Origin of the sequence: Pseudomonas sp. YuFO8, assembly GCF_035065025.1 — a bacterium.
In the GTDB taxonomy this organism is placed as follows: Bacteria; Pseudomonadota; Gammaproteobacteria; order Pseudomonadales; family Pseudomonadaceae; genus Aquipseudomonas; species Aquipseudomonas putida_AE.
Genome location: NZ_JAXDEQ010000048.1, coordinates 1 through 23,724, shown reverse-complemented (window position 1 = coordinate 23,724; position 23,724 = coordinate 1). Strand labels below are relative to the sequence as shown.

Genomic DNA, 23,724 nt, shown 5'->3' with positions numbered 1-23,724 from the left:
CAAGCCTGTGATCAGCCGCGTGTCGAGCGAACCGGTCAGGGAGCCGGTCACTGCGCGAACCATGATCGAAGTCGACCGCCTGCACAAACGTTTTGGCAACATCGAGGTGCTCAAGGGCGTGTCCCTGACGGCCCGCGAAGGCGAGGTGATCTCGCTGATCGGCGCCAGCGGCTCGGGCAAAAGCACGTTGCTGCGCTGCATCAACATGCTCGAAGTGCCGGACCAGGGGCGCATCCTGGTGGACGGCGAAAGCATTCACCTGAACCACACCCGCCCCGGCGCACCGCTGGTGGCTGACGCCAAACAGCTGGTGCGCATCCGCTCGAGCCTGGGCATGGTATTCCAGAACTTCAACCTCTGGCCCCATCGCACGGTGCTGGAAAACCTCATCGAAGCGCCGACCCAGGTCCTTCGTGAGAGCAAGGCGGAGGCCACCGAACGTGCCGAAGCCTTGCTCGATCGGGTGGGCCTTGCGGCCAAGCGCAACGAATATCCGGCGTTTCTCTCCGGGGGACAGCAACAACGGGTGGCCATCGCCCGGGCCCTGGCCATGCGGCCCAAGGTCATGCTGTTCGATGAACCCACCTCGGCACTCGACCCGGAACTGGTCGGGGAAGTGCTGCGGGTGATCCGCTCTCTCGCCGAAGAAGGTCGGACCATGATCCTGGTAACCCATGAAATGGCCTTTGCCCGCGATGTCTCGTCCAAAGTCGCCTTTCTGCATCAAGGGTTGATCGAGGAAACCGGTTCGCCGGACGAAGTGTTCGTACACCCACGCAGCGAGCGTTGCCGGCAATTCGTCAACGCTCATCAAACTCGCTAACACCAATAAAAAGACGGGAAAACACCATGGGAAATCGACGTTTTGCACACTGGTTGACCGGCGCCGGCTGTTTGCTGCTGGCCGCCATGAGTTCGGCACAAGCCCAGCCGATCCGCTTCGCGGTCGCCGCCGAACCCTATCCGCCGTACACCGAGAAACAGGCCAACGGCGAGTGGAAGGGCTTTGAAGTGGACCTGATCCACAAGCTGTGCAGCGAAATGAAAGCCGAGTGCGAGATCAAGGAAGTGGCGTGGGACGGGATCATTCCGTCGCTGCTGGCGAAGAAGATCGACGTGATCTTTTCCTCGATGTCGGTGACCCAGGAGCGGGAAAAACAGATCGCCTTCAGCAAGGCGTACTACGACTCGGTCATCGCCGTGGTCGGTCCCAAGGACGCTTCGGTGAAGAAGTACCCGGACGACCTCAAGGGCAAGACCATCGGCGTGCAGAACTCCACGGTCAGCGCCAGCTACCTGAAGACCTACTACGAAAAAATCGCCGACGTGAAGTACTACGACACCCAGGACTCGGCCAACGCCGACCTGATCGCCGGGCGCCTCGACCTGATGATGGCCGACGGCACCGCCATGGCCGCCTTCGTCAAGACCCCCGACGCCAAGGACCTGGCCTACCTCGGCGCCGTGCCGTACGACCCGATCTTCGGCAAGGGCGTGGGTGCCGGCCTGCGCAAGGATGACACCGAGCTCAAGGCCAAACTCGACAAGGCCATCCAGGAGCTGCTGGCGAGCAAGGACTATGACGATCTGTCCCAGAGCTACTTCGGCACGAGCGTGAAGCCGGCGTTCTGATTTGCCGGATCTGTACACAGACCCTGTGGGAGCCAGCCTGCTGGCGATGAGGGCATTACAGTCGACATCGATGTTGACTGAACCACCGCTATCGCGAGCAGGCTCGCTCCCACAAGGGATCGCGTGCGCCACTGGAGACTCAAATGCCAGCAATGTTCGATTTGATCAGTTTCAGCGAGCAGGGATGGGGCACGGCGCTGCTCAAGGGCCTGTGGATGACCCTGCAGATCTCCGCCGGGGCCTTCGTGGTCGGGCTGGCCATCGGCCTGGTGGTGGCCTGTCTCAAGTTGGGCGGACCAAGACCCGTTGCAGCGCTGGCTCGCGGCTACACGACCTTGTTCCGCGCGGTGCCGGAGCTGTTGCTGATCCTGTTGCTGTACTACGTCGGCTCCATGCTGCTCAACTCGCTGATGGCAACCCTGGGTTACGACGCGGTGAATGTCAGCGGGCCGCTGGCGGCGATCGTGGTGCTGGGCCTGGTACAGGGCGCCTACGCGTCGGAGATTTTCCGGGCGGCGATCCAGGCCATTCCCTTCGGCCAGATCGAAGCGGCGAAAGCCTTCGGCCTGCACGGTTTCGGCCTGTTTCGGCGCGTCACGCTGCCGATCATGGCGCCCTACGCGATGGCGGGGATGGCCAACCTGTGGATCAACCTGATCAAGGACAGCGCCCTGATCAGCGTGGTCGGCACCAACGAGCTGTTGTACACCGCCCGGCAAGGGGCGGGTTCGACGCGTCATTACCTGTTGTTCTACCTCACGGCCGCGGCGCTGTACTACGCGGTGACGCTGGCGTCCAACTACCTGTCGGGACGGCTCGAGCGACGCATTCGTCGCTGGATGCCTCTTGCTGACTAAATCGGCAGAGAGAATGAAATGATTCCAGCGTGGATAGTTGAATACGCGTCGCTGCTGGTCCGAGGGCTGCAGACGACCCTTTTGATCCTGGTGATTTCCAGTGTGTTCGGTTTTGTCCTGGCGGTGCTGGTGGCGCTGGCGCGGATCTCGAAGAACAAGGTCATCGCCAAGCTCAGCCTGTTCTACACCAGCGTGACCCGCGGCACCCCCTTGCTGATCCAGATCTACATTTTCTACTACGGCCTGGGCAGCCTGTTTGCGCAGTTCCCGCTGATTCGCGGCAGTTTCCTCTGGCCGTACCTGCGTGACGGCTATTGGTACATCGTGTTCGCCCTGGTGGTGTCGGTGGGGGCCTATGTCGGCGAAGTGATCCGCGGTGGCCTGCTGGCGGTGCCCAAAGGCGAAATGGAAGCGGCTTCGGCGTTTGGCATGACCCCGCGCCAGACCCTGTTGCGGGTGCGCTTGCCCCGGGCACTGCGCCTGCTGTTGCCGACGCTGGCCGGGGAAACCGTGATGCTGCTCAAATCCACGGCCCTGGCCTCGACCATTGCCGTGATCGATCTGTTGGGCGCGGCCAACGTGGTGCGCGCGCAAACCCTGCAAGTGTATGAGCCGTTGCTGCTGGTGGCCGGTGTCTACGTGTGCCTGACGTTCCTGATCGAGGCGCTGTTCGCCTTCTTCGAGCGCCGTGGCACCCCGGTTCGCAGGTCCGCCTGATGAAAAGCACGCCAATGGTTGACCGCTCCTTGCAAGGCATTGGCCTGTGCACCCTGGGCTACGCGTTCCTGTCCTTGCAGGACGCCGGCATCAAGTGGCTGGTGGCCGATTATTCGGTGTTCACCATCCTGTTCTGGCGCGCCCTGGTGGTGGTGCTCGCCTGTTTGCTGATCGGGCGCCTGCAACTGGTGCGGCGTGCCTGGCGCTCGTCCAGCCGGCGGCTGCTGGTGGTGCGCGGCCTACTGTCGATCGCGGCCTGGCTGCTGTACTACACGGCGGCCCGCGACCTGACCCTGGCGGAGATGACCACCCTGTATTTCTCGGCGCCAATCATGGTCACGGTGCTGGCGACGGCGATTCTCAAGGAACGGGTCAACGGCTGGCAGTGGTTCACCCTGATCATCGGGTTTATCGGGGTGGTGATCGCCTGTCGCCCGAGCAACATGGCCGATCCGCTGCCCATTGTCCTGACGCTGCTGGCGGCGATGTGCTGGGCGTTCACCTATATCCAGTTGCGCCAGGTCGATGAGCAGACCTCGGTGCTGGAGCAGATGCTGATCACCAATGTGGTGTTTGTGATTTGCATGGCGCTGGCGTTGCCCTGGACCCACACCCCGGCACCGGTTCCAGCCTGGCTGGGCATGCTCGGCGCCGGCCTGATGGGCGGCATCGGCCAGTTCCTGCTGTTCGCCAGTTTCCAGCGCGCCACCGCGACCGTGCTGGCGCCGTTCGAGTACACCGGGCTGATCTGGGCCTTCCTGCTGTCGAGCCTGATCTGGGGCACGCTGATGGATGTGTCGTTGATGATCGGCGCCGGGTTGATCGCAGTCAGCGGCACCCTGGCGATGATTTTCGGTCGGCACCCGTCGCAGGACGTCGTCGGCGCCGAATGTTCCGTGTCGCAACCCCTTTATCCCGAAGCGGACGAGATCAAGCCCGATGGCGGCCGGACGGGTGTCGCGGATCAATGACAGGAGGACAAACGGATGGCACAGGATATTTCGTTCAGCGTTCGCAACAACAATGGCGATCCGGTGCAGGTCGGAGTCTGGCGCTTCGAGGGTTCCGAAGGTGGACCGAAGGTGCACTTGCAGGCCGGGGTGCATGCCGATGAAATCGCCGGCATGCTGGTGCTGCATCTGTTGATGCAACGCCTTGAAGCGGCTGAGTCGCAAGGCCGGCTCAAGGGCAGTGTGACGGTGGTGCCACAGGCCAACCCGCTGGGCATCGGCCAGTTTCGCCAGGGGCGGATTCTTGGGCGCTATCACGATGCAACCGGGCATAACTTCAACCGGGGTTTCGATCAGTCGGCCGCGATGCAGCGACCTTCGACCGCTGTCCAGGTGTGGCAACAGAAACTGGTGCAACTGGCGGCGCCGGCGGATGTGGTGCTGGACCTGCACACCGACGACGAGGCGCTGCCCTACCTTTATGTGCACCGCAGTTTCTGGCCCCGTGGCCGTGAACTGGCGGCGGCGCTGCGCATGGACGTGGCGATCATCTGGGATGACGGCGACGACGGCTCCTTCGAGGAAACCATCATTGCCCCGTGGCTGCGCGAGGGCACGACCGCGCAACGCATGGCCGCGACCCTGGAGCTGCGCGGGCAGGGCGACGTCAGCGACCGTTTCGCCGCACAGGATGCCCAGGGGCTTTACGCCTGGCTCTGTGGCCAGGGGGTCATCGAGGATACGGTGGCGCCCGCCGACTGGCCGGTCGAGGCGGTGGAGATGGGCCACATGGAGACCGTTCTTGCGCCGCAGCCTGGGGTGCTGATCTTCGAGAAGGAGCTGGGCGATCGGGTCGAGCAAGGTCAGCGCTTCGCACGCATCCTGCGCCGCCCCGGCGATCCGTCCTCCGAGGTGGTGCTGTATGCCGAGCAGACCGGGCGCCTGGTCACACGCTATCGCGATCGCCTGATCGCCCAGGGCATGGGGGTGGCGAAGTTCACCGGCAGCCGCCCGTCGCGCAACTGGAGCGGTGGGTTACTCGACCCCAACTGAGTGGCGCCTATCTGACAACCGCTCATCGCTGGACTACGCTGCGATACGTACCCTTTGTCCAGAACCTGTGACGTAAGGAAACCGATGCATGCGGAGCAGGCTCCTCACCCCATTGATCGTCATGTTCGCGATGTGTTGGTCGATACTGCTGTGGGCCGAGGATGCGGCGAAACCGCTGGATCCTGCACCTACGCCAGCGGAACTGAAGATCGCCAATCGAAGCATCATGGTGTTTCGCGGCGCGCTGCTGGGTGAAACGCCGCAGACCCGGGTCAAGCGGGCCAGGACAGCGATCAACGAAGCACTGGATGACGAGGACGACCTGCGGGTCACCCTCGATGCCATCCAGGACAGCTACCTGGTGCTGCTGGGTGCCAAGCGCGCCTTTATCGTGTCCCCAAAGGATGTCGATGCCAGCGAGTTCGAATCGGTCAGGCAGGCGGCAGAAAGTGCCGCCGACAAACTGCGCCAGGTGGTGGCGGAAACCGGGGAAGCCCGCAGCCTGCATCTGATTTTCCGGTCACTGGCGGGCGCAGCGATTGCCACCGGTATTTATGTCGCCTTGCTCTGGGGCATGGCCTACCTGCGCCGCCGCTTGCTGAAGAAACTGCCGGACCTGATGCACCGACACACCCAGGCCCTGAAAGTAGGGCGGGTGCAGGTGATCGATGCGAACTACCTGTATCCGCTAGTCAGCCGCTTGCTGGGGTTACTGCGCTGGCTGGTCGTGCTGCTGCTGACCTACGAATGGCTGGGTTTTGTCCTGTCGCGGTTTCCTTACACCCGGCCCTGGGGTGAAAGCCTCAACAACTACCTGCTGGAAGTCGCAGGTTACTTGTTCGAGGGTATCGTCGGCGCCATACCGGGACTGGGCGTGGCCCTGGCAATCTTCTTCATTGCCCGGGGCACCACGGCCTTTGCCCGACGGATCCTGCGGCGCATGGCCACGCCCGGCACCTTCAGCTGGTTGAACCAGGAAACCTTGCAACCGACCCAACGGCTGACGTCGCTGGCCATCTGGCTGTTCGCCCTGGCGATGGCCTATCCCTACCTGCCGGGCGCTGGCACCGATGCGTTCAAGGGGCTGTCGGTGCTGATCGGCCTGATGATTTCCCTGGGCGCTACCAGTGTGGTCGGGCAGGCGGCGGCCGGTTTGATCCTGACCTACACCCGCACCTTGCGCCCCGGCGAGTTCGTGCGCATTGGCGAATACGAAGGCACGGTGACTGAACTGGGCATGTTCACCACGCGCATTCGTACCGGCCTGGGGGAGGTGCTGACGCTGCCCAATTCAATGATCACCGCCACCGTCACCAAGAACTATTCGCGCACCGTGCAAGGCCCGGGTTACGTGGTCGACACTGTGGTGACCATCGGCTACGACACGCCGTGGCGCCAGGTCGAAGCGATGCTGCTGGAAGCGGCCCGGCGCACCCCCGGCGTCCTCACTGATCCACCGGCGCAGGTGTTCCAGACGGCCCTGTCGGATTTCTATCCCGAATACCGCCTCGTGGCCCAGGCCATCCCCAGCCAGCCACGCCCGCGCGCGGTGTTGTTGAGCATGTTGCACGCCAATATCCAGGATGTGTTCAATGAGTACGAGGTGCAGATCATGTCGCCGCACTATCTGGGCGACCCGGACTTTGAGAAGCGGGTGCCCAGGGACCAGTGGTATGCCGCCCCGGCGCAGAAAGAAGGGCAGCGCTGAGGTGGGCCGCGAGTGACCAGACGCCACCGTGCTTTCGCCGGTTTCATTCTCCTGGCCGTAGGCCTGATGGGCATGTCTGCGCTGTTGTTGCTCAAGTCCGAGACGCAACGGCGGGAAACGCGTTTTTCCGAATACGTGCAGAACATTTCCGGCATCGTGCGCAATCAGCTCGACACCAACGAAGCGGTACTGGCCGGGTTTTCCGCTTTTCTCCAGGCGGTCGACCAAAGCGACACCGAAGCGGCGGCGCGTTATGCCGCCGCGGTGATGTCGGCGTACCCGCATCTGTACATGCTCGAAGCGGCACGCGCGGTGCCGGTGGCCGAGCAGGCAGCTTTCGAAGCGCTGCTGCGCCGCACCTGGCGACCGGACTTCACCCTCAAGGATTTTCCCACCCTGACTCGGCAACCCGCCCGGCACCAGGCCTTTCTGCGCGAGACCTGGCCGGTGCTGTTCATGTACCCGGTGCTGTCGGAGGCCAATGCGATCTACGGCGTCAGGCTGGAAACCGTCGGTTATCTGTCCCATGCGCTGGCCCGCACCTACAACAATCCCAAGCCGGTGGTCTCGCCGGTGTTCTCCATGTACGAGGGCGGCGATGCGTTCATTCTGATGCAATCGGTCAACCGGCCTGAACGAGTGCGCGAAAGCTCCCGACCGAATTTCTTCGGCAGCACCATGGTCGCCTTGCTGTTGATCAGGACCGGCTCGCTGCTGGATGCTGTGATTCATGCCAACGTCGACTCGCGGGTGCACATTCGCGCGGTGCTGCAGACCGCCGCCGGCACGGAAAGCCATGTCTTCGCCACGGGGACCTCGGATGCCGGATTGATCGATGGTTTTTTCCTGCCCCTGCTTGAAGAACGGGTGGAGATTCACAGTGCCTCGCAGCCGATGACGTTGCTGTTCGAGCGTCAGTTGCGCCTGGCCGACGTCCTGACCGGGCAAGCCTTGGCACTCCTGGCGATACTGGGTGCGGCGTTCGTGCTGATCCCGCTGCTGCTGATCCGGCATTTCAAGGCGCTCGAGCGGGCAGACGCCGAGCACCAGCGCTCGGCTTACCTGGCCACCCATGATGTGCTCACCGATCTGCCCAACCGCTACCTGTTTGCCGAACGCTTCGAGCAGGCGCTGTCCCGCTGGAAGGGCGACCGGGTGCCGTTTGCGGTGCTGTTGATCGATCTGGATCATTTCAAGGACATCAATGATCGGTATGGCCATGAGGTCGGCGATCAGGTCTTGCGCGCGCTGGCCAGTCGCATGCTGGGGGCCACGCGTACGGGGGACACGGTTGCCCGCTATGGCGGCGATGAGTTCGTGGTGCTGGTCACCGACCTGGCCGATCCGGATATGGCCGAGGTCAAGGCTTCGAAGATGTTCGAGGCGATTGGTCAGTCAATCGTTACCAGTGCGGGGGAGATTTCACTCTCGTGCAGTATCGGCATTGCCCTGTGTCCGTTGCATGGGCAGACGCTCGACACCTTGCTCAAGGCGGCTGACCAGGCGATGTATGGGGTCAAGCAACTGGGACGAAAGGGCATTGCCGTGACCAGGGCCCTGTAAGAGCTGGCTTGCCAGCGAAGGCGGCCTCCCACGGGGGCACCCCGGTCAAGCTGTAGGAGCTGGCTTGCCAGCAATGGTCGTCAACGATGACGCGAACTGTCTGAATGACTGCGTTGTCCAGACGTTTTTCGCGAGCAAGCTCGCTCCTACAGGAGCGAACGCCGCCAGATCAATGCCTGCACTCCGACAACACCACCTGGCAGGTACGGGGTGTGCCACCCGACCGGCCGGCATAACGGATGCAGTTATTCAAGGATTTCTGCCGCGCGATGCTCAAGGTGTTGCCCCAGGCGAGACCACCCTCGCCGGCAGTGGGCAGTGCCTTGGCATAGCAGCTTGAGCCCATGTTCGAGGCCGAGTAGCGGGCCGTGGAGGACTTGCCTGAACATCCCGCCGTCAGCACCAGGTTGATGGCGATAAGGGAGGGCAGGACCCATGACATGCATTGGCTCGCGGTGATTGCGGTCATCCCGTTTCCCCTGGATCAGGCGGCTGTAAACCTGTGGTGTGCCTGATCAGTCTAGACGGCCGGGGCCCCGGCGGGCGTGCGGCCGATCAACAGTCATGGCGCCCTTGTCGCATGGATTTGAAATGCACGGCATTACCCGCCAGAATCGCCTCCGTTTCGGCCAAAGGTGCCGGACGTTCGCGGTGAAAAAGGGGCTGCAGTTGAACGAACAGACATTGTCCATGCGCCTGGAGCGCGTGGCGGCGCATGTGCCCGTCGGGGCGCGCCTGGCCGATATCGGCTCGGATCACGGCTACCTGCCGGTGGCGTTGCTGCGCCGTGGCGCCATCGCGGCGGCGGTGGCCGGCGAGGTGGCGTTGACGCCGTTCCACGCGGCCGAACGCACCGTGCGCGAGAGTGGCCAGGCGCAACGGATCACCGTACGCCTGGCCAATGGCTTGGCCGCGATCGAGCCGGGAGACGGGATCACGGCGATCACCCTGTGCGGCATGGGTGGCGAGACGATCCGCGACATCCTCGACAGCGGCAAAGCACACCTGAGCGGCCAGGAACGCCTGATCCTGCAACCCAATGGCGGCGAACAGCCCCTGCGGCAATGGCTGATGGACAATGGCTATCGCATCCTCTGCGAGGAAGTGCTGCGGGAAAATCGCTTCGACTACGAAATCATCGTCGCCGAGCGTACCGGACCGGTGGTGTATAGCGCCGAGGAGCTGTACTTCGGCCCGCTGCAGATACAGGCCCGCAGCCCGGCGTTCCTGGTCAAGTGGCAGCGAATGCTGCGCGTGAAGCAAAAGACCCTGAGCCATTTCGGCCGGGCGCGGCAGGCGGTGCCTGAGGACAAGGTGCAGGAGATTGCACGGCAGGCCCGGTGGATCACCGAGCGGCTGGCTTGAGCCTAGTACCGCGTGCTTTCACGCAACTGCGCCGGACTCACGCCAAGGCGCTGCTTGAAAGCGGTCGTCATGTGCGCCTGGGAGTTGAAACCGCAGGCGTGGGCGATCTCCGCCAGCCGCGCGGTCGAGTCGCGCATCAGGGTCCGCGCCTTGGCGAGGCGGCGGTCGATCAGGTAACTGTGGGGGCTTCTACCCGTCGCGGTCTTGAAGGCCCGCATGAAATAGCCTTCGGACAATCCGAGCAACTGCGCCATCGCCTGTACACCCAGCGGACCGCCGAGGCCGGCGTCGATGAATTCATCGAGCAAGCGCATGCGGCTGGCGGTTATCGAGCCCTGCAGCGGTGCCGATAGCGCTTCGTTACCCTGGGCCCGTTCAGCCAATGCGAGGGCCCAGGCTTCCCAATCGTCTGCCACTCTGGGCTGTAACAGCGCGCGGCGCATCCGCAAGGCGAGGGCGGTAGCCTGTGGATCGATGCGGTTATTAAAGGCACGATCCCCCGGAAGCGCCAAACCGTCGGTGCGCAGCACCCGCAGGTACTCACCGCCCGTGGGCGATTCGGACAACACATCACACCCTTCGGGGACAAACGCCAGGCCGTTGGGCATGGCCACGAAGGGCTGCACCCGATCGCTGCCGATGGCGTGTCGGCCGCGCTGGCTGTCGAAAGCAAAGCCAATTGCCGACTGGGTCGCTACATAGCGGGTCGCGTAGGCGCTGCCGGGTAGCAATTCGATCGCCCAGGGCCCGGCCTCGATGCGGCGCACCGGTTCAGACGGGAAGGGCGGTTGCTGGCGGTTGTGACGGTTCATGAACACCATAGTAGAGAAAAGAGGCCGCAAAAGTCAGGTCGGTTTTCTGAAAGCCGGCCAGTGGCGCCCGTGTCTACACTGGGCAACACCTCAGGGAGACGCCTCATGTACAGACTGACTCGCGATGATATCGAACAAGCTGCCGGCCTGGTCTACCAGGTAATGCCTGCCACCGCGCAGTACGCCTGGCCCTTGCTGGCCGAGCGGTTGGGTTGCACGGTGTGGGTCAAGCACGAAAACCACACGCCTACCGGTGCCTTCAAGGTGCGAGGCGGCATTACTTTCATGCACTGGCTAAAGCGCACCCATCCCGAGGCGCAGGGCATTGTCACCGCTACCCGCGGCAACCATGGCCAGAGCCTGGCACTGGCGGCGACCGCACTGGGTTTGCGCTCGCTGATTGTCGTGCCGCAGGGAAACTCGCTGGAGAAGAACAATGCCATGCGCGGCTTTGGCGGTGAAGTGGTCGAGTATGGCCGCGATTTCGATGAGGCCCGGGAAGAGGCCGCCCGCCTGGCGAGCGCCCATGGCCTCTACCTGGTGCCGCCGTTCCACACCGAGCTGGTCAAAGGCGTGGCCACCTATGCGCTTGAGCTGTTCAAGGCCGCGCCGGACCTGGATACCGTCTACGTGCCGATTGGCTGTGGCTCGGGCATCTGCGCGGTCATCGCCGCCCGCGATGCGCTGGGCCTGAAAACCGAGGTGGTGGGTGTGGTCTCCAGCGAAGCGGCGGCCGCGAAACTTTCCTTTGAAGCGGGTGCAATATGCGAAACCGCGTCAGCCGATACCTTTGCCGACGGCCTGGCCGTGCGCAAGCCCATTGCTGAAGCCTTTGCCGTCTACGCGCGAGGTGCGGCGCGGATCGTGTCGGTCACAGACGCGCAGATTGCCGAGGCCATGCGCGTGTATTACACCGATACCCACAATCTCGCCGAAGGAGCAGGCGCGGCGGCCCTGGCAGCGCTTATACAGGAGCGTGAAACGATGGGGGGCAAAAGGGTGGGTGTGATTCTGTCCGGGGGGAACATCGACAGATCAGTGTATGCGCGAGTGATTGGGTGACGGCAATTGGCGTCGTACACAAATGCCATGCCTGGCACATCCCCTGTCTGGGGCGTCCTACTGCCATCGCCGGCAGGCCGGCTCCCACAATTGGTCGGCGTCGTTCACCAATTCCGTGCTTGGCGAAGATCTCGGGTCTGACGAAGATCCCCTGTAGGAGCTGGCTTGCCAGCGAAAGCGGTCTGACATCCAACATCGATGTCGACTGACCCGGCGCCTTCGCTGGCAAGCCAGCTCCTACAGTTGATCGGGTCGTACTCAAATTCCGTGCCTGGCAAAAATTCCCTGTGGGAGCTGGCCTGCCGGCGATGGCGACCTCACAGCCAAGCAATTGCTCGCGGCTGTACCGGATGCACTGTAGGAGCTGGCTTGCCAGCGAAAGCGGTCTGACATCCAATATCGATGTCGACTGACCCGGCGCCTTCGCTGGCAAGCCAACTCCTACAGTTGATCGGTGTTGTACACAAATGCCGTGCCTGGCACATCCCCTGTCTGGGGCGTCCTACTGCCATCGCCGGCAGGCCGGCTCCCACAATTGGTCGGCGTCGTTCACAAATTCCGTGCTTGGCGGAGATCTCGGGTCTGACGAAGATCCCCTGTAGGAGCTGGCTTGCCAGCGAAAGCGGTCTGACATTCAACATCGATGTCGACTGCCCCGGCGCCTTCGCTGGCAAGCCAGCTCCTACAGTTGATCGGCGTTGTACACAAATGCCGTGCCTGGCACATCCCCTGTCTGAGGCGTCCTACTTGCGTTTTTTCGTCGAAGGTTTCTTCAGCTCGAACATCAGCATCGAGCGGCCCGTTACCTGATACTCATCGCCAAACGAAAACGATTCCCCAGGGTCGAGCTGCGCCTGGTTGGTGTCCAGCTGCAAAATCCACTGTTGGCCCTGTGGCACTTCCGGCAGGGTGAAATTCACCACGTCGTGATGGGCGTTGACGATGATCAGCAGCGATTTATCCACGCCTTCGCGGCGAATGCCGCTGGTCTGGGTACGTCCATCGAGCAGGATTCCCATGCAGCGGTTACTGCCGTCATGCCACTGTTCCACACCCATTTCCTCGCCACCCGGCTGCAGCCAGCTGACGTCCTTGACGCCCAGGCTTTCGTCGTATTCGCCGGTGAAGAAACGATTTCGCCGCAGCAATGGGTGGCGGTTGCGCAGCTCGATGAGGTAGCGGACAAACTCTTGCAGCTCGCTGCTTTGTTCACTCACATTCCAGTCTATCCAGCCGATCTCGCTGTCCTGGCAGTAGGCATTGTTGCTGCCGCCCTGGGTCCGTGCAAACTCGTCACCCGCCAGGAGCATGGGCGTACCCTGTGCAAGGAACAACGTGGCGAGCAGGTTGCGCATCTGCCGATAGCGCAGTTCGATGATCTCAGGGTCCTCGGTCGGCCCCTCGACCCCGCAGTTCCACGACCTGTTATCGGAGTGCCCATCGCGGTTGTCTTCTCCGTTGGCCTCGTTGTGCTTTTCGTTGTAGGAGACCAGGTCATTGAGGGTAAAGCCGTCATGGGCGGTGATGAAATTGACCGATGAAGCCGGCTTGCGACCACGCCGATTGAACTGCTCGCCCGAGCCGAGAAAGATCTTGGCGAAGTCGCCCAGCATGTCATCGTCGCCTTTCCAGAAGGCACGGGAGACGTCCCGGAACTTGTCGTTCCACTCCATCCACCCCGGTGGGAAGTTGCCCACCTGATAACCGCCAGGGCCACAGTCCCAAGGTTCGGCGACCAGCTTGACCTTGGCCAGGACCGGATCCTGGCGACAGGCGTCGAGAAAGCCACCGCCCTCACTGAAGCCTTCAGGCTCGCGACCGAGGATGGTCGCCAGATCGAACCTGAAACCGTCCACGCCCATCTCTGAGCTCCAGTATCTCAAGGAGTCAGTCACCATCTGCAATACGCAAGGGTGGCTCATGTTGAGTGTGTTACCCGTACCGGTGTCGTTGATGTAGTAGCGCGCATCGTCGGGCATCAGTCGATAGTAGCTGGCGTTGTCGATGCCTTTGAGCGACAGGGTCGGCCCCATCTCGTTGCCTTCGGCCGTGTGGTTGTAGACCACATCGAGGATGACCTCCAGCCCGGCCTTGTGAAAGCGCGAGACCATGATCTTGAACTCGCCGATCGACTGACCCGCCATGTAGCGCGCATGGGGTGCAAAGAAGCCAAGGGTGTTGTAGCCCCAGTAATTGCGCAGGCCTTTTTCCAGCAGGTGGTTGTCATCGAGGAAGTAATGCACGGGCATCAGTTCCACGGAGGTCACGCCGAGTGAGCGGATATATTCCACCACGTCGTTCTGGTGGAAAGCGGCGAAGGTGCCACGATCAGGCTCTGGCACCGAAGGATGACGTTTGCTGAAGCCGCGCACGTGGGTTTCGTAGAAAACCGTATTTTCCCAAGGCACGTTGGGTTTTGCGCTATTGCCCCAGGTGAAGGCCGGGTCGATGACCCTGCAGCGGGGCATGAAAGGTGCGCTGTCGCGTTCATCGAATGACAGGTCGCCGTCTGCATGGCCGACGGTGTAGCCAAACAGCGCATCGTCCCATTGCAGTTCACCCGAGATCTGCTTGGCGTAGGGGTCGATCAGCAATTTGTTGGGGTTGAAACGATGCCCGTTGGCCGGATCGTAGGGGCCATGCACCCGATAGCCATACAGCGTTCCAGGCCGGGCGTCGGGCAGGTAGCCGTGCCAGATCTCGTTGGTGAATTCCGGCAGGGCGATGCGCTCGATTTCTGCCTGGCCGTCGGCGTCGAACAGACACAGTTCGACCTTCGTGGCATTCGCGGAAAAAATCGCGAAGTTGACGCCCGAGCCGTCCCACGTTGCGCCCAACGGATAGGGCAGCCCCTCGCTGACACGGCTGGCGGGACGTTCTTGGCTTGATGCACTGTCGCTCTGTGGTTGATCCGTCATGATCAAGCGCTCCGGAGTAGGTTCTGGGATGGATGACCAACGCGGTCTACCGATAGAAGCCTGCGGCGCGCAACAGTTCAGGAAATTTGCTGCCCGATCGAGATGTACGTCTCACTCATCATTCTGTTGGAACTCCCCATGACGTCGCTCCGTCATCAGCAGTAGGGGGGCTGCGGCTGATTCGTGGCGAACCCTGCTAACGCTTTTTCTTCAATCAGAAGGCGAGGGACGACATGAATACTGCAGACAGCACGACCGGGAGCCAGGCAGACAAACCCGACTCCCCAGACTTTCAACACCTCAAGGAAAACGTAACGGAGGCGCTTGGCGGAGCAAGGCAGCAGGCGGATGAACAGTTTGGCCAATACCGTGACACGGCAGCAGACCAGATAGAGGCACTGGCCGAAGGGGCAAAATCCTTCGTTTCAGAACTGCAGGACAAGGACAGGCTGGGCATGTCCGACTACCTCGCGGACATGGCGGAGTCCATGAGCGGGCTGGCGGGCAATCTGCGCGGGAAAAGTGCGGAACAGCTGCTGCATGACGGCGCCGAACTGGCGCGCAACAACCCGGCATTGTTCATTGCCGGCAGCATTGCGCTGGGCTTTGGCCTGTCGCGTTTTCTCAAGGCCGGGGCCGCGCCGGCGGCGACGCTCAGCGATGCTGGCGACCCGGCAGCAGGGCATTCAATGCCGCCGTCAGGTGGATTCGGCGCGCAACGCCCCTACGAAACCTCCGTTCCATCACGTACTGATGAAAATCCTGGCCTGGCAACCGGCATCACGCCGGCCTCGCCGAATGCACAGGATCATCCATCAGACTTCGCAACGAATTCGACACCCGCTTCCACACCCTATAAAGGAGCGCTGTGATGAACAGAGAAGATCAAGATTTGCCGGGCGTCAGACCGGTGCCCACCCCGGAGCCTGACGCTTCGGTCGTCGGCCTGCTGCGTCAGCTGACTCGCGAAGTGCCGGCGCTGTTCACCAAGGAACTGGCGTTGGCCAAGGCCGAGCTGCAGGAGAGCCTCACGACGCTGAAGGCCGGCATTGCCGGTGTCGCCGGTGGTGCGATCGTGCTGCTGGCGGGGTTCATCATCCTGCTGATGTCCGCTGTCTACGCCTTGAGCATGTTCATGGCGCCGTGGTTGGCTGCGCTCATCGTTGGTGTCGTGGTGATGATCGTGGGGTTCGCCATGCTGCAGTCCGGAAAAAAACAGTTCGAGCCGTCCCACTTCAAGCCTGATCGCACGCTGGACGCCTTGAACAAAGACCAGGAAGCGCTGCGGAGGAAAGTCTCATGACCACTGAATTCGACATCGAGTCGCAAAAAAGCCCCGAGACCATCGAGCGGGAAATCGATGCCCAGCGTGCCAGCATCGGCAACATCGTCGACGCGCTGGAAAGCAAATTCACCCCGGGACAGTTTTTCGACCAGGCGTTGTCGTTCATGCAGAGCAACGGCACGACGTTCCTCAGCAACCTGGGCACCAGCGTTCGCAACAATCCCGTTCCGGCGGTAGTGACGTCGGTGGGTCTGTTATGGCTGATGATGAGCCAGAACCGTCCGCCGACTCCTCGTCCGGCTTATCCCGTAGCCCCCACACGGAACAAGGTCGGGGAGTGGACCGAAGGCCTGGGCGAGGGCATCGACAGTGCGCGCGAGCACTTGCACGAGACGGCGGACACCTTGAAGGAGGGCTACCAGAGTGTGAAAGACAAAGCGGCGCACCTGGGCGACAACCTGGGCGCTGCCGGCGAAAACATCAGCCATGCCATGCATGACGCCAGCGACCGCCTGGTGCGCAGTACGCAGGTGATGAGCAATCAAGTCAGCCAGTTGCTCAAGGAACAGCCGCTGATGGTTGCCGCCGCGGGCATCGCCTTGGGAGCCATGCTGGGGGCGGCGTTACCCTCGACGGCCACCGAGCAGCGCTACATGGGCAAGACCAGCGCCGGGCTGGCCGACAAGGTCAAGCAGCAGGCGCGGGAGGGCTACGAAGCGGTCCGCGATACAGTGACTAAAACCACGGAAAACGCGGAAGTGGAGAAGCCGCAAGGGAATGGCCACTCAGTAGCCAGTCAACCGGCCGATCTGTCCCGTGGACTGGGGACGTCGTAAGGCGTCGCGTGCGAAGCGGGAGGTCGAATGCCGGCCTCCCTTTTTGCAGCAGGCACCTCTGGTCGGCCCTCGTGAACCTGGCTCGAACCCTGTTGATCCATTCAGAAAATGACTCCGGGATTGCACTGCCATGAACGCCTTCAAGAACCAGCTGACGCCGTCCCAGGAACGAAGATTGTGTGCACTGGACGCCTGGCATCGAGCACTCGATGACATCGCGCTGCGCATGGAATCTCCAGATGCCTATCACGAAGAACTGCTGCGCCAATCGGATGAGATGGATCGCCAGCGCATTGTCAGTTGGCAAGAGTGGCGCGATTTGCGAATAAAGGCGGACGAGGCGTTTCTGCGCGCCGTAGCGGGAGAGGACTATCACTGAGGGCCCATCCATGGACAGACAGCTGAGGTTCGGCATTGAAGAGGAATACTTCATCACCGATCTGGACACCCGGCGCATGACCGATAAGCCACCCAAGGCTTCGATTGAAGCGTGCGAGGCGGCGATGGGGGCTTGTTTCGCCTATGAGATGTTCCAGGGCCAGATCGAAGTGGCTTCGCCGATCTTCACCTGCATGGATGAAGCAGGGGACTACCTTGTGGCTGCTCGCAAAAGCCTGCGGCGTTCGCTCGAGTCTTATGACCTGGGACTGCTCTGTGCAGGGAGTCATCCTCTGGCTGATTGGCGCGTGCAACAGCCCACTGAGCAACATCACTTTCTTCAACTGTTTGCAGACTATCAACGGGTCGCTAGGCGTAGTCTGCTTTGCGGTCTGCATGTACACGTTGAAATTCCGAGTCACCTTGATCGTATACAGGTCATGAACGAAGTCTTGCCATGGACGCCGCTTTTGCTCGCACTGAGCAGCTCCTCGCCCTTTTGGGACGGTGCCGACAGCGGCTTCATGAGCTACCGGCAAACAGCCTGTGACGAGTGGCCGAGGATGGGCATTCCGGAGTTCTTCGAGGATACGCCTGCCTATGACGCCTACGTCGCCTTGCTGATACGTACCGGCACCATCACCCAGGCCAGCGAATGCTGGTGGGGATTACGGCCCGCTTGCCGCTATCCGACCCTGGAATTGCGCATGACGGATGCCTGCCCACGGCTGGAAGATGCCTTGTGCATTGCCTCATTGTTTCGATTGCTGGTTGCCTATGCGATTGATCAACCTCGACCAGGGTTGGCCTATTCGCAAACGTCCCGCTTGATCCTCAAGGAAAATCGTTGGCGCGCGAAACGCCATGGAACACAGGCGTCATTCATTGTTGAGGGGTACGATCGAACCTTCTCGGCCGAGCAGTGGCTTTTTCTGGCGCAGCAGATCCTTGGCGATACGGCGCGCAAGCTGCGTGTGGAAAACGTCTTCGCCCAGGCCCGGCTAATTCTGCGCAACGGCACCAGTGCAGACCGGCAGCGAGACCTTTACCAACGAGCCCTGCGCAGCACTGGGGATGTTCATGCCGCCCTGGCTGAAGTCGTGGATCAGCTGCTGTTGGAAACGTCGCAAGAGCCATGCAAAAGCGATGACCTGCAACCCGCGGTGTGTGAAACCTGAGCAACAGTTGGAAAGAGGACGAAAATCTCGTCCTCTTTTTCGGGGAGCATTATCAGGTCGCCAGAACTGCGGCGGTGTCGTCGCTCTCGGGCAACGCAATCCGGTTATCGTCCGGTGTCAGGATGACCTTCCTGCAATCGTCTTCCTTCTTGTCGAACATCCTGTAGCCCTCGGCGGCCTGCTCCAGCGACAGTCGATGGCTGATAATGACCTCAGGGCTAAGGCGCCCCATCTCTATGTGTTCGAGAAGCTCCGGCAGATAACGCTGCACATGGGTCTGGCCCATCCTGAAGGTCAGCCCTTTATCGAAGGCATCGCCAAACAGGAAGCCATGGATGAACCCGGAGTACACACCCGGCACGCTCACCACCCCGCCACGTCGTACCGCTGCAATGCACTGACGCAATGCCTTGCCGCTGCTGCCTTCGAGCTTTAGCGTGGCGAGCACGGTCTCGGTGGTGCTGCCCTTGGCTTCGAAACCCACCGCATCGACCACGCCATCCACGCCGCGCATGCCTTTGGTCTGGCGCACGATGGTGTCGGCGGGGTCGGCATCTTCATCGAAGTTGATCGGTATCACGCCATAGGTCTTCTGCGCGTAAGCCAGGCGGTAAGGGTGGTGATCGACCATGAAAATCTGTTCGGCACCGAGCATTCTGGCGCAGGCTGCACTCAACAGGCCGACCGGACCTGCGCCATAGATGGCGATGCTCGAGCCGTTGCCGATGCCGGTGTTGGTCACGGCCTGGAAGGCGGTAGGCAAGATGTCCGAAAGGAACAGCACCTTCTCGTCGGACAGGGTGCCCGGGACTTTGAACGGCCCGGTGTTGGCTTTGGGCACACGCACGTATTCCGCCTGGCCGCCAGGGATGCCGCCATACATGTGGCTGAACCCAAACAGCGCGGCACCCGATGGAATGGCTTTCTTGTTGAGGATCGCGCCACGCCCCGTGTTGGTCTTTTCACAGGCGGCGAACAGGTCCATCTGGCAGAAAAAGCAGCTGCCGCAAGCGATAACGAAGGGGATCACCACTCGGTCGCCGGGTTGCACGGCAGTGACGGCCGAGCCCGTTTCTTCAACGATGCCCATGAACTCATGACCGAAGATATCGCCATGCTCGACGGTCGGGATCTTCCCGCGATACAGATGCAGGTCCGAACCACAGATTGCCGTGGCGGTGACGCGAAGGATGATGTCGTCGCTGTCCTCGATAACCGGATCGGGGACGGTGTCGACTTTGACGCTATGCGCGCCGTGATAGGTGAGTGCTCTCATGACGTCCTGCCCCTCTCATGGGTTTGATGGTAAGCGGGAGAGGAGCGCAGACGGAGGTTAGTTCAGAAAAATTCAACTGAGCCATTTGAAGTCAGCCGGGAATCTTGCGACGAAACAGGTGCCTGCTTCCAGCGTCGAGGTAACGCTCAAGCTACCTTTGTGCGCGGTGGCGATCTGGGCAGCGATGTAAAGTCCCAGGCCCAGGCCTTCGCCGCGCTGGCCAGCTTCTGACCGGGTAAAGGGTTCAAACAGCAATGGCATCAACGTCGGTGGAATCGGGGCACCCTGATTGCTCACCGATATGACCATCTCATTCCCCTCGGCATGGGCCTGCACGCGGATAGGTTCCGCTGTCGAGCCATGGGTCACTGCATTGCCCAGGAGATTTGAAAGCAACTGGCTGATGCGCAGCGCGTCGCAATAGACGCCGGTCGGAACATCCAGGTCGTGGGTCAATTTCGCTTCGGGGTGAGAGGCCTGTACTTCGTCCAGCGTCAGTTTGAGCGTGCGACCCAGGTCATCGACCAGTTGGCGCTTGACCGGAATCCCGCCACCCATCCTTCCCCGGGCAAAATCCAGCACGTTCTCGATCAGTGCACCCATTCGAGTCGAGCTATTGCGGATCGCTGCAATCAGGTTCAGTGAGCGTTTTTCCGTTGCCCTGGTTTCCAGCAGATCAGCGCTCATCCGGATCGCGCTCAGGGGCGTGCGAAGGTCATGGCCGAGGACGGCGACGAACTGCTCGTGCAGCCTTGCGTGTTCATGGGCATTGACCAGTGCGGTTTGCGTCGCCTGCAGATGGCTTTGGGCGTCGAGACTCATCGCGATCAGTTCGGCGAAGAGGGTGAGTGACTTGGCGATCGCGGGCTCATCGAGATTCGCCGGCACGGAGTCGATGGCACACAGGGTGCCGAAAAATTCGCCATTGGCCCTGATGATGGGAATGGAGATATAGCTCTCCAACGCATAGGTCCTGGGGGTGTGGTGCAACGAGAAAACCGGGTGCGCACTGGCGTGGCCGAAGATGACGGGCTGCCGGTGCTGGCGAATCTCGTGGCAGATGGTTGACTCGACGACCAACTCGCCACCGGGCTTGAGGCCGAAATCGATTGAATCATCGACGGCGCATGCCACCCAGCTTCTTTCGGTGACTCTCGCTACCGCGGCGAAGCGCATCCCGGTGAGATGCTTGACCATGCTCAGGATGACTGGAACGGCATCGATGGTGCGGATGGCTTCAACGTCTGGCGAAAACTCTGCGCGGGTCATGGCTCGGCTGTTCGAAATAATGTCGCTCAGAGACTATCCCTAATCTCACGCCCTGACCACTTGGGGAGCGCCAGCAGCTGTCTATTTGCTGGCCTGCCCCAATTTCTGGTTATCCCGGGCGTCAGCCCAACAAAAGGCCTGCAGCCCGGGCTCGCAAAGCCATCACCAGATTGGCTGGCATCTTTTTTATTTCGTCAGGCCAGAGCGCCAGGTGCCCGCGAAGTTCTCTCGATTCATCATCGTATCTTGAGATATCAGCCAGCACAAAGCTGTACCGACTGAGGTAGGCCGCAGACAAATCATCGGCCAGGGCCCTGGCAGGCTCTCCGGCTAACGCCAGGCACCATTGCGCAATTTCAATGATTCGTTCACCTGGCGTTCGAGGTTCCAGGCCATGAAGGAAGTTCAGGATGTATTGGTTATAGAGCAGGGCGCCTTGCTCGGGCTCATCCGTAGGATTTCCGGGGCAATGTCGGCGTTCCCAAGGCAGGATGTACACCATTTTGTCCATTGCAGTCTGAAGAACATAATCCGACGGTTTAACCAATCGATGCATAATCTTCTCCCGAAAGAAAAAAAACGGTTTAGCTATGGTAGCTCATCCATGGAAGCCAATAGCCTTCATGAAAAAAAAACCGGCACTGCCGGGAACTATCGCAAAATATCGCAATACCGCGCTTGAACGGGGCTTTACTGAAATAAGTCAAAACCCATCCCTTCGAGGTTGAGGACGAGCCCCTTGTCCATGTCTTTGTTCGTCCCCGCGCTGTTGCTCACCCTGCTGCTCGCCGGCTGCGCCACCCCAACGCGCTTGCCCCACGAGTTCAGTAAGGCCATACCCGCCAGCGAATCGGCATTCGGGCGTTCGATCCAGGCCGCGGCCGCCCAGCATGAGGGACGGTCGGGTTTTCGCCTGCTGCCAAACAGCAGTGAAGCGTTCCGGGCGCGTGCCGAGTTGATCCGCAATGCGCAGAAAAGCCTCGATGTGCAGTACTACATCGTGCACAACGGCCTGAGCACCCGGGCGCTGGTGTGGGAACTGCTGCTGGCGGCCGATCGCGGCGTGCGGATTCGCGTATTGCTCGATGACACCGCCAGCGACGGCCAGGAAGAAGTCATCGCTACATTGGCCGTGCACCCGAACATCCATATCCGTGTCTTCAACCCTTTGCATCTGGGTCGCAGCACCCTGGTGACCCGCACCATGGGCCGCCTGCTCAATCTGTCGCAGCAGCACCGGCGCATGCACAACAAGCTGTGGCTGGCCGACAACAGCGCGGCGATCGTCGGCGGCCGCAACTTGGGGGATGAATATTTCGACGCCAAGCCCGATCTCAACTTCACTGACATGGACCTGTTGTGCCTCGGCCCGGTCGCCGATCAACTGGGCCACAGCTTCGACCAATACTGGAACAGCGCCCTGAGCCGGTCGATCAGTGACTTCCTGATCGTCAAGCCGACAGCTCAAGACTTGCAGGAGAGCCGCCTACGCCTGGAACAATCACTGCAGAGCACGCGTATCGAAAACCAGGCCCTGTACGACCACCTCATGACCTACCGCACTCAACCGCAACTGGCGATTTGGCGTCAGGAGCTGATCTGGGCCAATGCCACGGCGATGTGGGACGCCCCGAGCAAAGTCCTGGCCGACGACGAACCGGCCCGTGCGCTGTTGATGACCACGCAACTGCGGCCTGAGCTCGATAGAGTCAATAAAGAGCTGATCCTGATCTCGGCATACTTCGTCCCACAACAATCCGGCATGCGTTACCTCCTCGGGCGTGCCGATGCCGGGGTCGATGTGCGCCTGTTGACCAACTCACTGGAAGCCACCGATGTGCCGGCGGTGCATGGCGGCTATGCGCCTTATCGCAAGCGCCTGCTCGAACATGGGGTGAAGCTCTACGAGCTGCGGCGCCAACCGGACGACCCCAGCGGTGGTTCTTCTTCCTTTGGCCTCAGTGGTGGCTCGGACTCCAGCCTGCACACCAAGGCCATGATCCTCGACCAGCAGAAGGTGTTCATCGGCTCCTTCAATTTCGATCCGCGCTCAGTGCTGTGGAACACTGAAGTCGGGGTGCTGGTCGACAGCCCTGAACTGGCCGGCTACGTGCGCAAGCTGGCGCTTGAGGGCATGGCGCCAGCGGTGAGTTACCAGGCCCGCCTGGAAAACGGCGAAGTGGTCTGGATTGCTGAGGACGACGGACGCCTGCGTGTCTTGCGCGAGGAGCCCGGTAGCAAATGGCGCAGCTTCAAGGCCTGGCTCAGCGACAAGATCGGCCTGGAGAAAATGCTCTAGACCGTATAGGCCCCCGAGCTTGTGGGGTTGCCTGTATCGACTATCGTTAAAGCTCCCACTCCAGAGGATCTTTTTGGAAAGTGTGTTCCCGGTCAATGACCGGGAAAAACCAGTGATTGAGTACTCTTGAACAGGAGAAAGCTCATGATTCGCAGGTTTTACATGGCTGTACTGGCGTCACTGGCCCTCGCGGCTGGCGTATACGGCGTGTCGTTGCCGGCCTACGCGACCGACCAGGCTGACCAACGGCAGGAATCGCGTGACACCAAGCAGGAAGGGCGCGAAGCCTCAAGGGAAACCAAGGAAGAATGCAAAGAGGGTGATGAAAAGAGCCGTGCCGATTGTCGCCAGGACAAGCGCGACACCAAACAGGACACCCGCGACACGGCCCGGGACGTTAAATATTAATAATAAGTTGGACTGATGGCTTGCTGGCGATGCGATGTTGGCCGTGATGCCGCCATCGCCGGCAAGCCAGCTCCTACAGGATTTGCGGGTCCATGTTGAATTTGTGGAGTGACACACCTCTGTAGGAGCCGGCTTGCTGGCGATGCGATGGTGGCCGT

The 23,724-nt window shown here is 61.3% G+C and carries 23 protein-coding genes; 17 read left to right on the top strand and 6 right to left on the bottom strand.

Annotated features, from left to right (window positions below; all coding sequences use genetic code 11):
- Positions 1 to 61: 61 nt before the first annotated feature.
- The 8 genes from SOP95_RS32290 (at position 62) to SOP95_RS27580 (ending at position 8,480) form a co-directional block, all read left to right on the top strand.
- A complete protein-coding gene (locus SOP95_RS32290) occupies positions 62 to 823 on the top strand; it encodes an ABC transporter ATP-binding protein (RefSeq protein WP_414919258.1) in 762 nt (253 codons plus the stop codon).
- A 26-nt stretch (positions 824 to 849) separates the two neighbouring features.
- A complete protein-coding gene (locus SOP95_RS27610) occupies positions 850 to 1,632 on the top strand; it encodes a transporter substrate-binding domain-containing protein (RefSeq protein ID WP_274075730.1) in 783 nt (260 codons plus the stop codon).
- Between the two features lie 143 nt (positions 1,633 to 1,775).
- A complete protein-coding gene (locus SOP95_RS27605; protein WP_274075729.1) occupies positions 1,776 to 2,489 on the top strand; it encodes an ABC transporter permease in 714 nt (237 codons plus the stop codon).
- A gap of 18 nt (positions 2,490 to 2,507) precedes the next feature.
- On the top strand, positions 2,508 to 3,206 hold the full coding sequence (locus tag SOP95_RS27600) for an ABC transporter permease (protein WP_323608995.1): 699 nt from the start codon (positions 2,508 to 2,510) through the stop codon (positions 3,204 to 3,206).
- Positions 3,206 to 4,177, top strand: a complete 972-nt coding sequence (locus SOP95_RS27595) for a DMT family transporter (RefSeq protein WP_274075727.1) — start codon at positions 3,206 to 3,208, stop codon at positions 4,175 to 4,177. Before SOP95_RS27600 ends, SOP95_RS27595 begins: the two co-directional genes overlap by 1 nt.
- A gap of 15 nt (positions 4,178 to 4,192) precedes the next feature.
- Complete coding sequence (locus tag SOP95_RS27590) at positions 4,193 to 5,209, top strand: succinylglutamate desuccinylase/aspartoacylase domain-containing protein (RefSeq protein WP_323608994.1); 1,017 nt, start codon at positions 4,193 to 4,195, stop codon at positions 5,207 to 5,209.
- 88 nt (positions 5,210 to 5,297) lie between these two features.
- The gene (locus SOP95_RS27585) at positions 5,298 to 6,917 is read left to right on the top strand and encodes a mechanosensitive ion channel family protein (protein ID WP_323608992.1); all 1,620 of its coding nucleotides are present in this window, start codon (positions 5,298 to 5,300) and stop codon (positions 6,915 to 6,917) included.
- A gap of 66 nt (positions 6,918 to 6,983) precedes the next feature.
- Entirely contained in the window at positions 6,984 to 8,480 is a 1,497-nt protein-coding gene (locus SOP95_RS27580; protein WP_414919259.1) for a diguanylate cyclase domain-containing protein, read from the top strand.
- 169 nt (positions 8,481 to 8,649) lie between these two features.
- Here the strand turns inward: SOP95_RS27580 and SOP95_RS27575 are convergent, their stop codons facing one another.
- Entirely contained in the window at positions 8,650 to 8,949 is a 300-nt protein-coding gene (locus SOP95_RS27575) for a hypothetical protein (protein WP_274075723.1), read from the bottom strand.
- 200 nt (positions 8,950 to 9,149) lie between these two features.
- On the opposite strand from SOP95_RS27575, the gene SOP95_RS27570 reads away from it, so the two are divergent.
- On the top strand, positions 9,150 to 9,845 hold the full coding sequence (locus SOP95_RS27570; protein ID WP_323608990.1) for a tRNA (adenine(22)-N(1))-methyltransferase: 696 nt from the start codon (positions 9,150 to 9,152) through the stop codon (positions 9,843 to 9,845).
- A gap of 2 nt (positions 9,846 to 9,847) precedes the next feature.
- Here the strand turns inward: SOP95_RS27570 and SOP95_RS27565 are convergent, their stop codons facing one another.
- Positions 9,848 to 10,666, bottom strand: coding sequence for a helix-turn-helix transcriptional regulator (locus SOP95_RS27565; protein ID WP_323609015.1), 819 nt, complete (start codon positions 10,664 to 10,666; stop codon positions 9,848 to 9,850).
- A 96-nt stretch (positions 10,667 to 10,762) separates the two neighbouring features.
- On the opposite strand from SOP95_RS27565, the gene SOP95_RS27560 reads away from it, so the two are divergent.
- Entirely contained in the window at positions 10,763 to 11,719 is a 957-nt protein-coding gene (locus SOP95_RS27560; protein ID WP_323608989.1) for a threonine dehydratase, read from the top strand.
- A 743-nt stretch (positions 11,720 to 12,462) separates the two neighbouring features.
- On the opposite strand, the gene glgX is transcribed toward SOP95_RS27560, so the two are convergent.
- Positions 12,463 to 14,637, bottom strand: coding sequence for a glycogen debranching protein GlgX (gene glgX / locus SOP95_RS27555; RefSeq protein WP_274075719.1), 2,175 nt, complete (start codon positions 14,635 to 14,637; stop codon positions 12,463 to 12,465).
- 233 nt (positions 14,638 to 14,870) lie between these two features.
- On the opposite strand from glgX, the gene SOP95_RS27550 reads away from it, so the two are divergent.
- From SOP95_RS27550 to SOP95_RS27530, 5 genes are all read left to right on the top strand, one after another.
- On the top strand, positions 14,871 to 15,509 hold the full coding sequence (locus SOP95_RS27550) for a hypothetical protein (protein ID WP_274075718.1): 639 nt from the start codon (positions 14,871 to 14,873) through the stop codon (positions 15,507 to 15,509).
- Entirely contained in the window at positions 15,509 to 15,940 is a 432-nt protein-coding gene (locus SOP95_RS27545) for a phage holin family protein (protein ID WP_274075717.1), read from the top strand. The genes SOP95_RS27550 and SOP95_RS27545 overlap by 1 nt, the downstream gene beginning before the upstream one ends.
- Positions 15,937 to 16,758 (top strand): DUF3618 domain-containing protein, encoded by an 822-nt coding sequence (locus tag SOP95_RS27540; RefSeq protein ID WP_323608988.1) that lies wholly within the window; start codon positions 15,937 to 15,939, stop codon positions 16,756 to 16,758. Before SOP95_RS27545 ends, SOP95_RS27540 begins: the two co-directional genes overlap by 4 nt.
- Before the next feature lie 130 nt (positions 16,759 to 16,888).
- Positions 16,889 to 17,137 carry a hypothetical protein gene (locus SOP95_RS27535; protein WP_274075715.1) on the top strand — a complete coding sequence of 83 codons (249 nt, stop codon included), beginning with the start codon at positions 16,889 to 16,891 and terminating at the stop codon, positions 17,135 to 17,137.
- 10 nt (positions 17,138 to 17,147) lie between these two features.
- The gene (locus tag SOP95_RS27530) at positions 17,148 to 18,314 is read left to right on the top strand and encodes a carboxylate-amine ligase (RefSeq protein ID WP_323608987.1); all 1,167 of its coding nucleotides are present in this window, start codon (positions 17,148 to 17,150) and stop codon (positions 18,312 to 18,314) included.
- A gap of 52 nt (positions 18,315 to 18,366) precedes the next feature.
- Here the strand turns inward: SOP95_RS27530 and SOP95_RS27525 are convergent, their stop codons facing one another.
- From SOP95_RS27525 to SOP95_RS27515, 3 genes are all read right to left on the bottom strand, one after another.
- Positions 18,367 to 19,590 carry a zinc-dependent alcohol dehydrogenase gene (locus SOP95_RS27525; RefSeq protein WP_274075713.1) on the bottom strand — a complete coding sequence of 408 codons (1,224 nt, stop codon included), beginning with the start codon at positions 19,588 to 19,590 and terminating at the stop codon, positions 18,367 to 18,369.
- A gap of 72 nt (positions 19,591 to 19,662) precedes the next feature.
- Positions 19,663 to 20,859 carry a GAF domain-containing sensor histidine kinase gene (locus SOP95_RS27520; RefSeq protein WP_323608986.1) on the bottom strand — a complete coding sequence of 399 codons (1,197 nt, stop codon included), beginning with the start codon at positions 20,857 to 20,859 and terminating at the stop codon, positions 19,663 to 19,665.
- A 121-nt stretch (positions 20,860 to 20,980) separates the two neighbouring features.
- Positions 20,981 to 21,415, bottom strand: a complete 435-nt coding sequence (locus SOP95_RS27515; RefSeq protein WP_274075711.1) for a hypothetical protein — start codon at positions 21,413 to 21,415, stop codon at positions 20,981 to 20,983.
- 189 nt (positions 21,416 to 21,604) lie between these two features.
- Between SOP95_RS27515 and SOP95_RS27510 the strand changes: the two genes are divergently transcribed.
- Both SOP95_RS27510 and SOP95_RS27505 read left to right on the top strand, forming a co-directional pair.
- Entirely contained in the window at positions 21,605 to 23,158 is a 1,554-nt protein-coding gene (locus tag SOP95_RS27510) for a phospholipase D family protein (protein ID WP_323608985.1), read from the top strand.
- 144 nt (positions 23,159 to 23,302) lie between these two features.
- A complete protein-coding gene (locus SOP95_RS27505) occupies positions 23,303 to 23,566 on the top strand; it encodes a hypothetical protein (protein WP_323608984.1) in 264 nt (87 codons plus the stop codon).
- Positions 23,567 to 23,724: the final 158 nt, after the last annotated feature.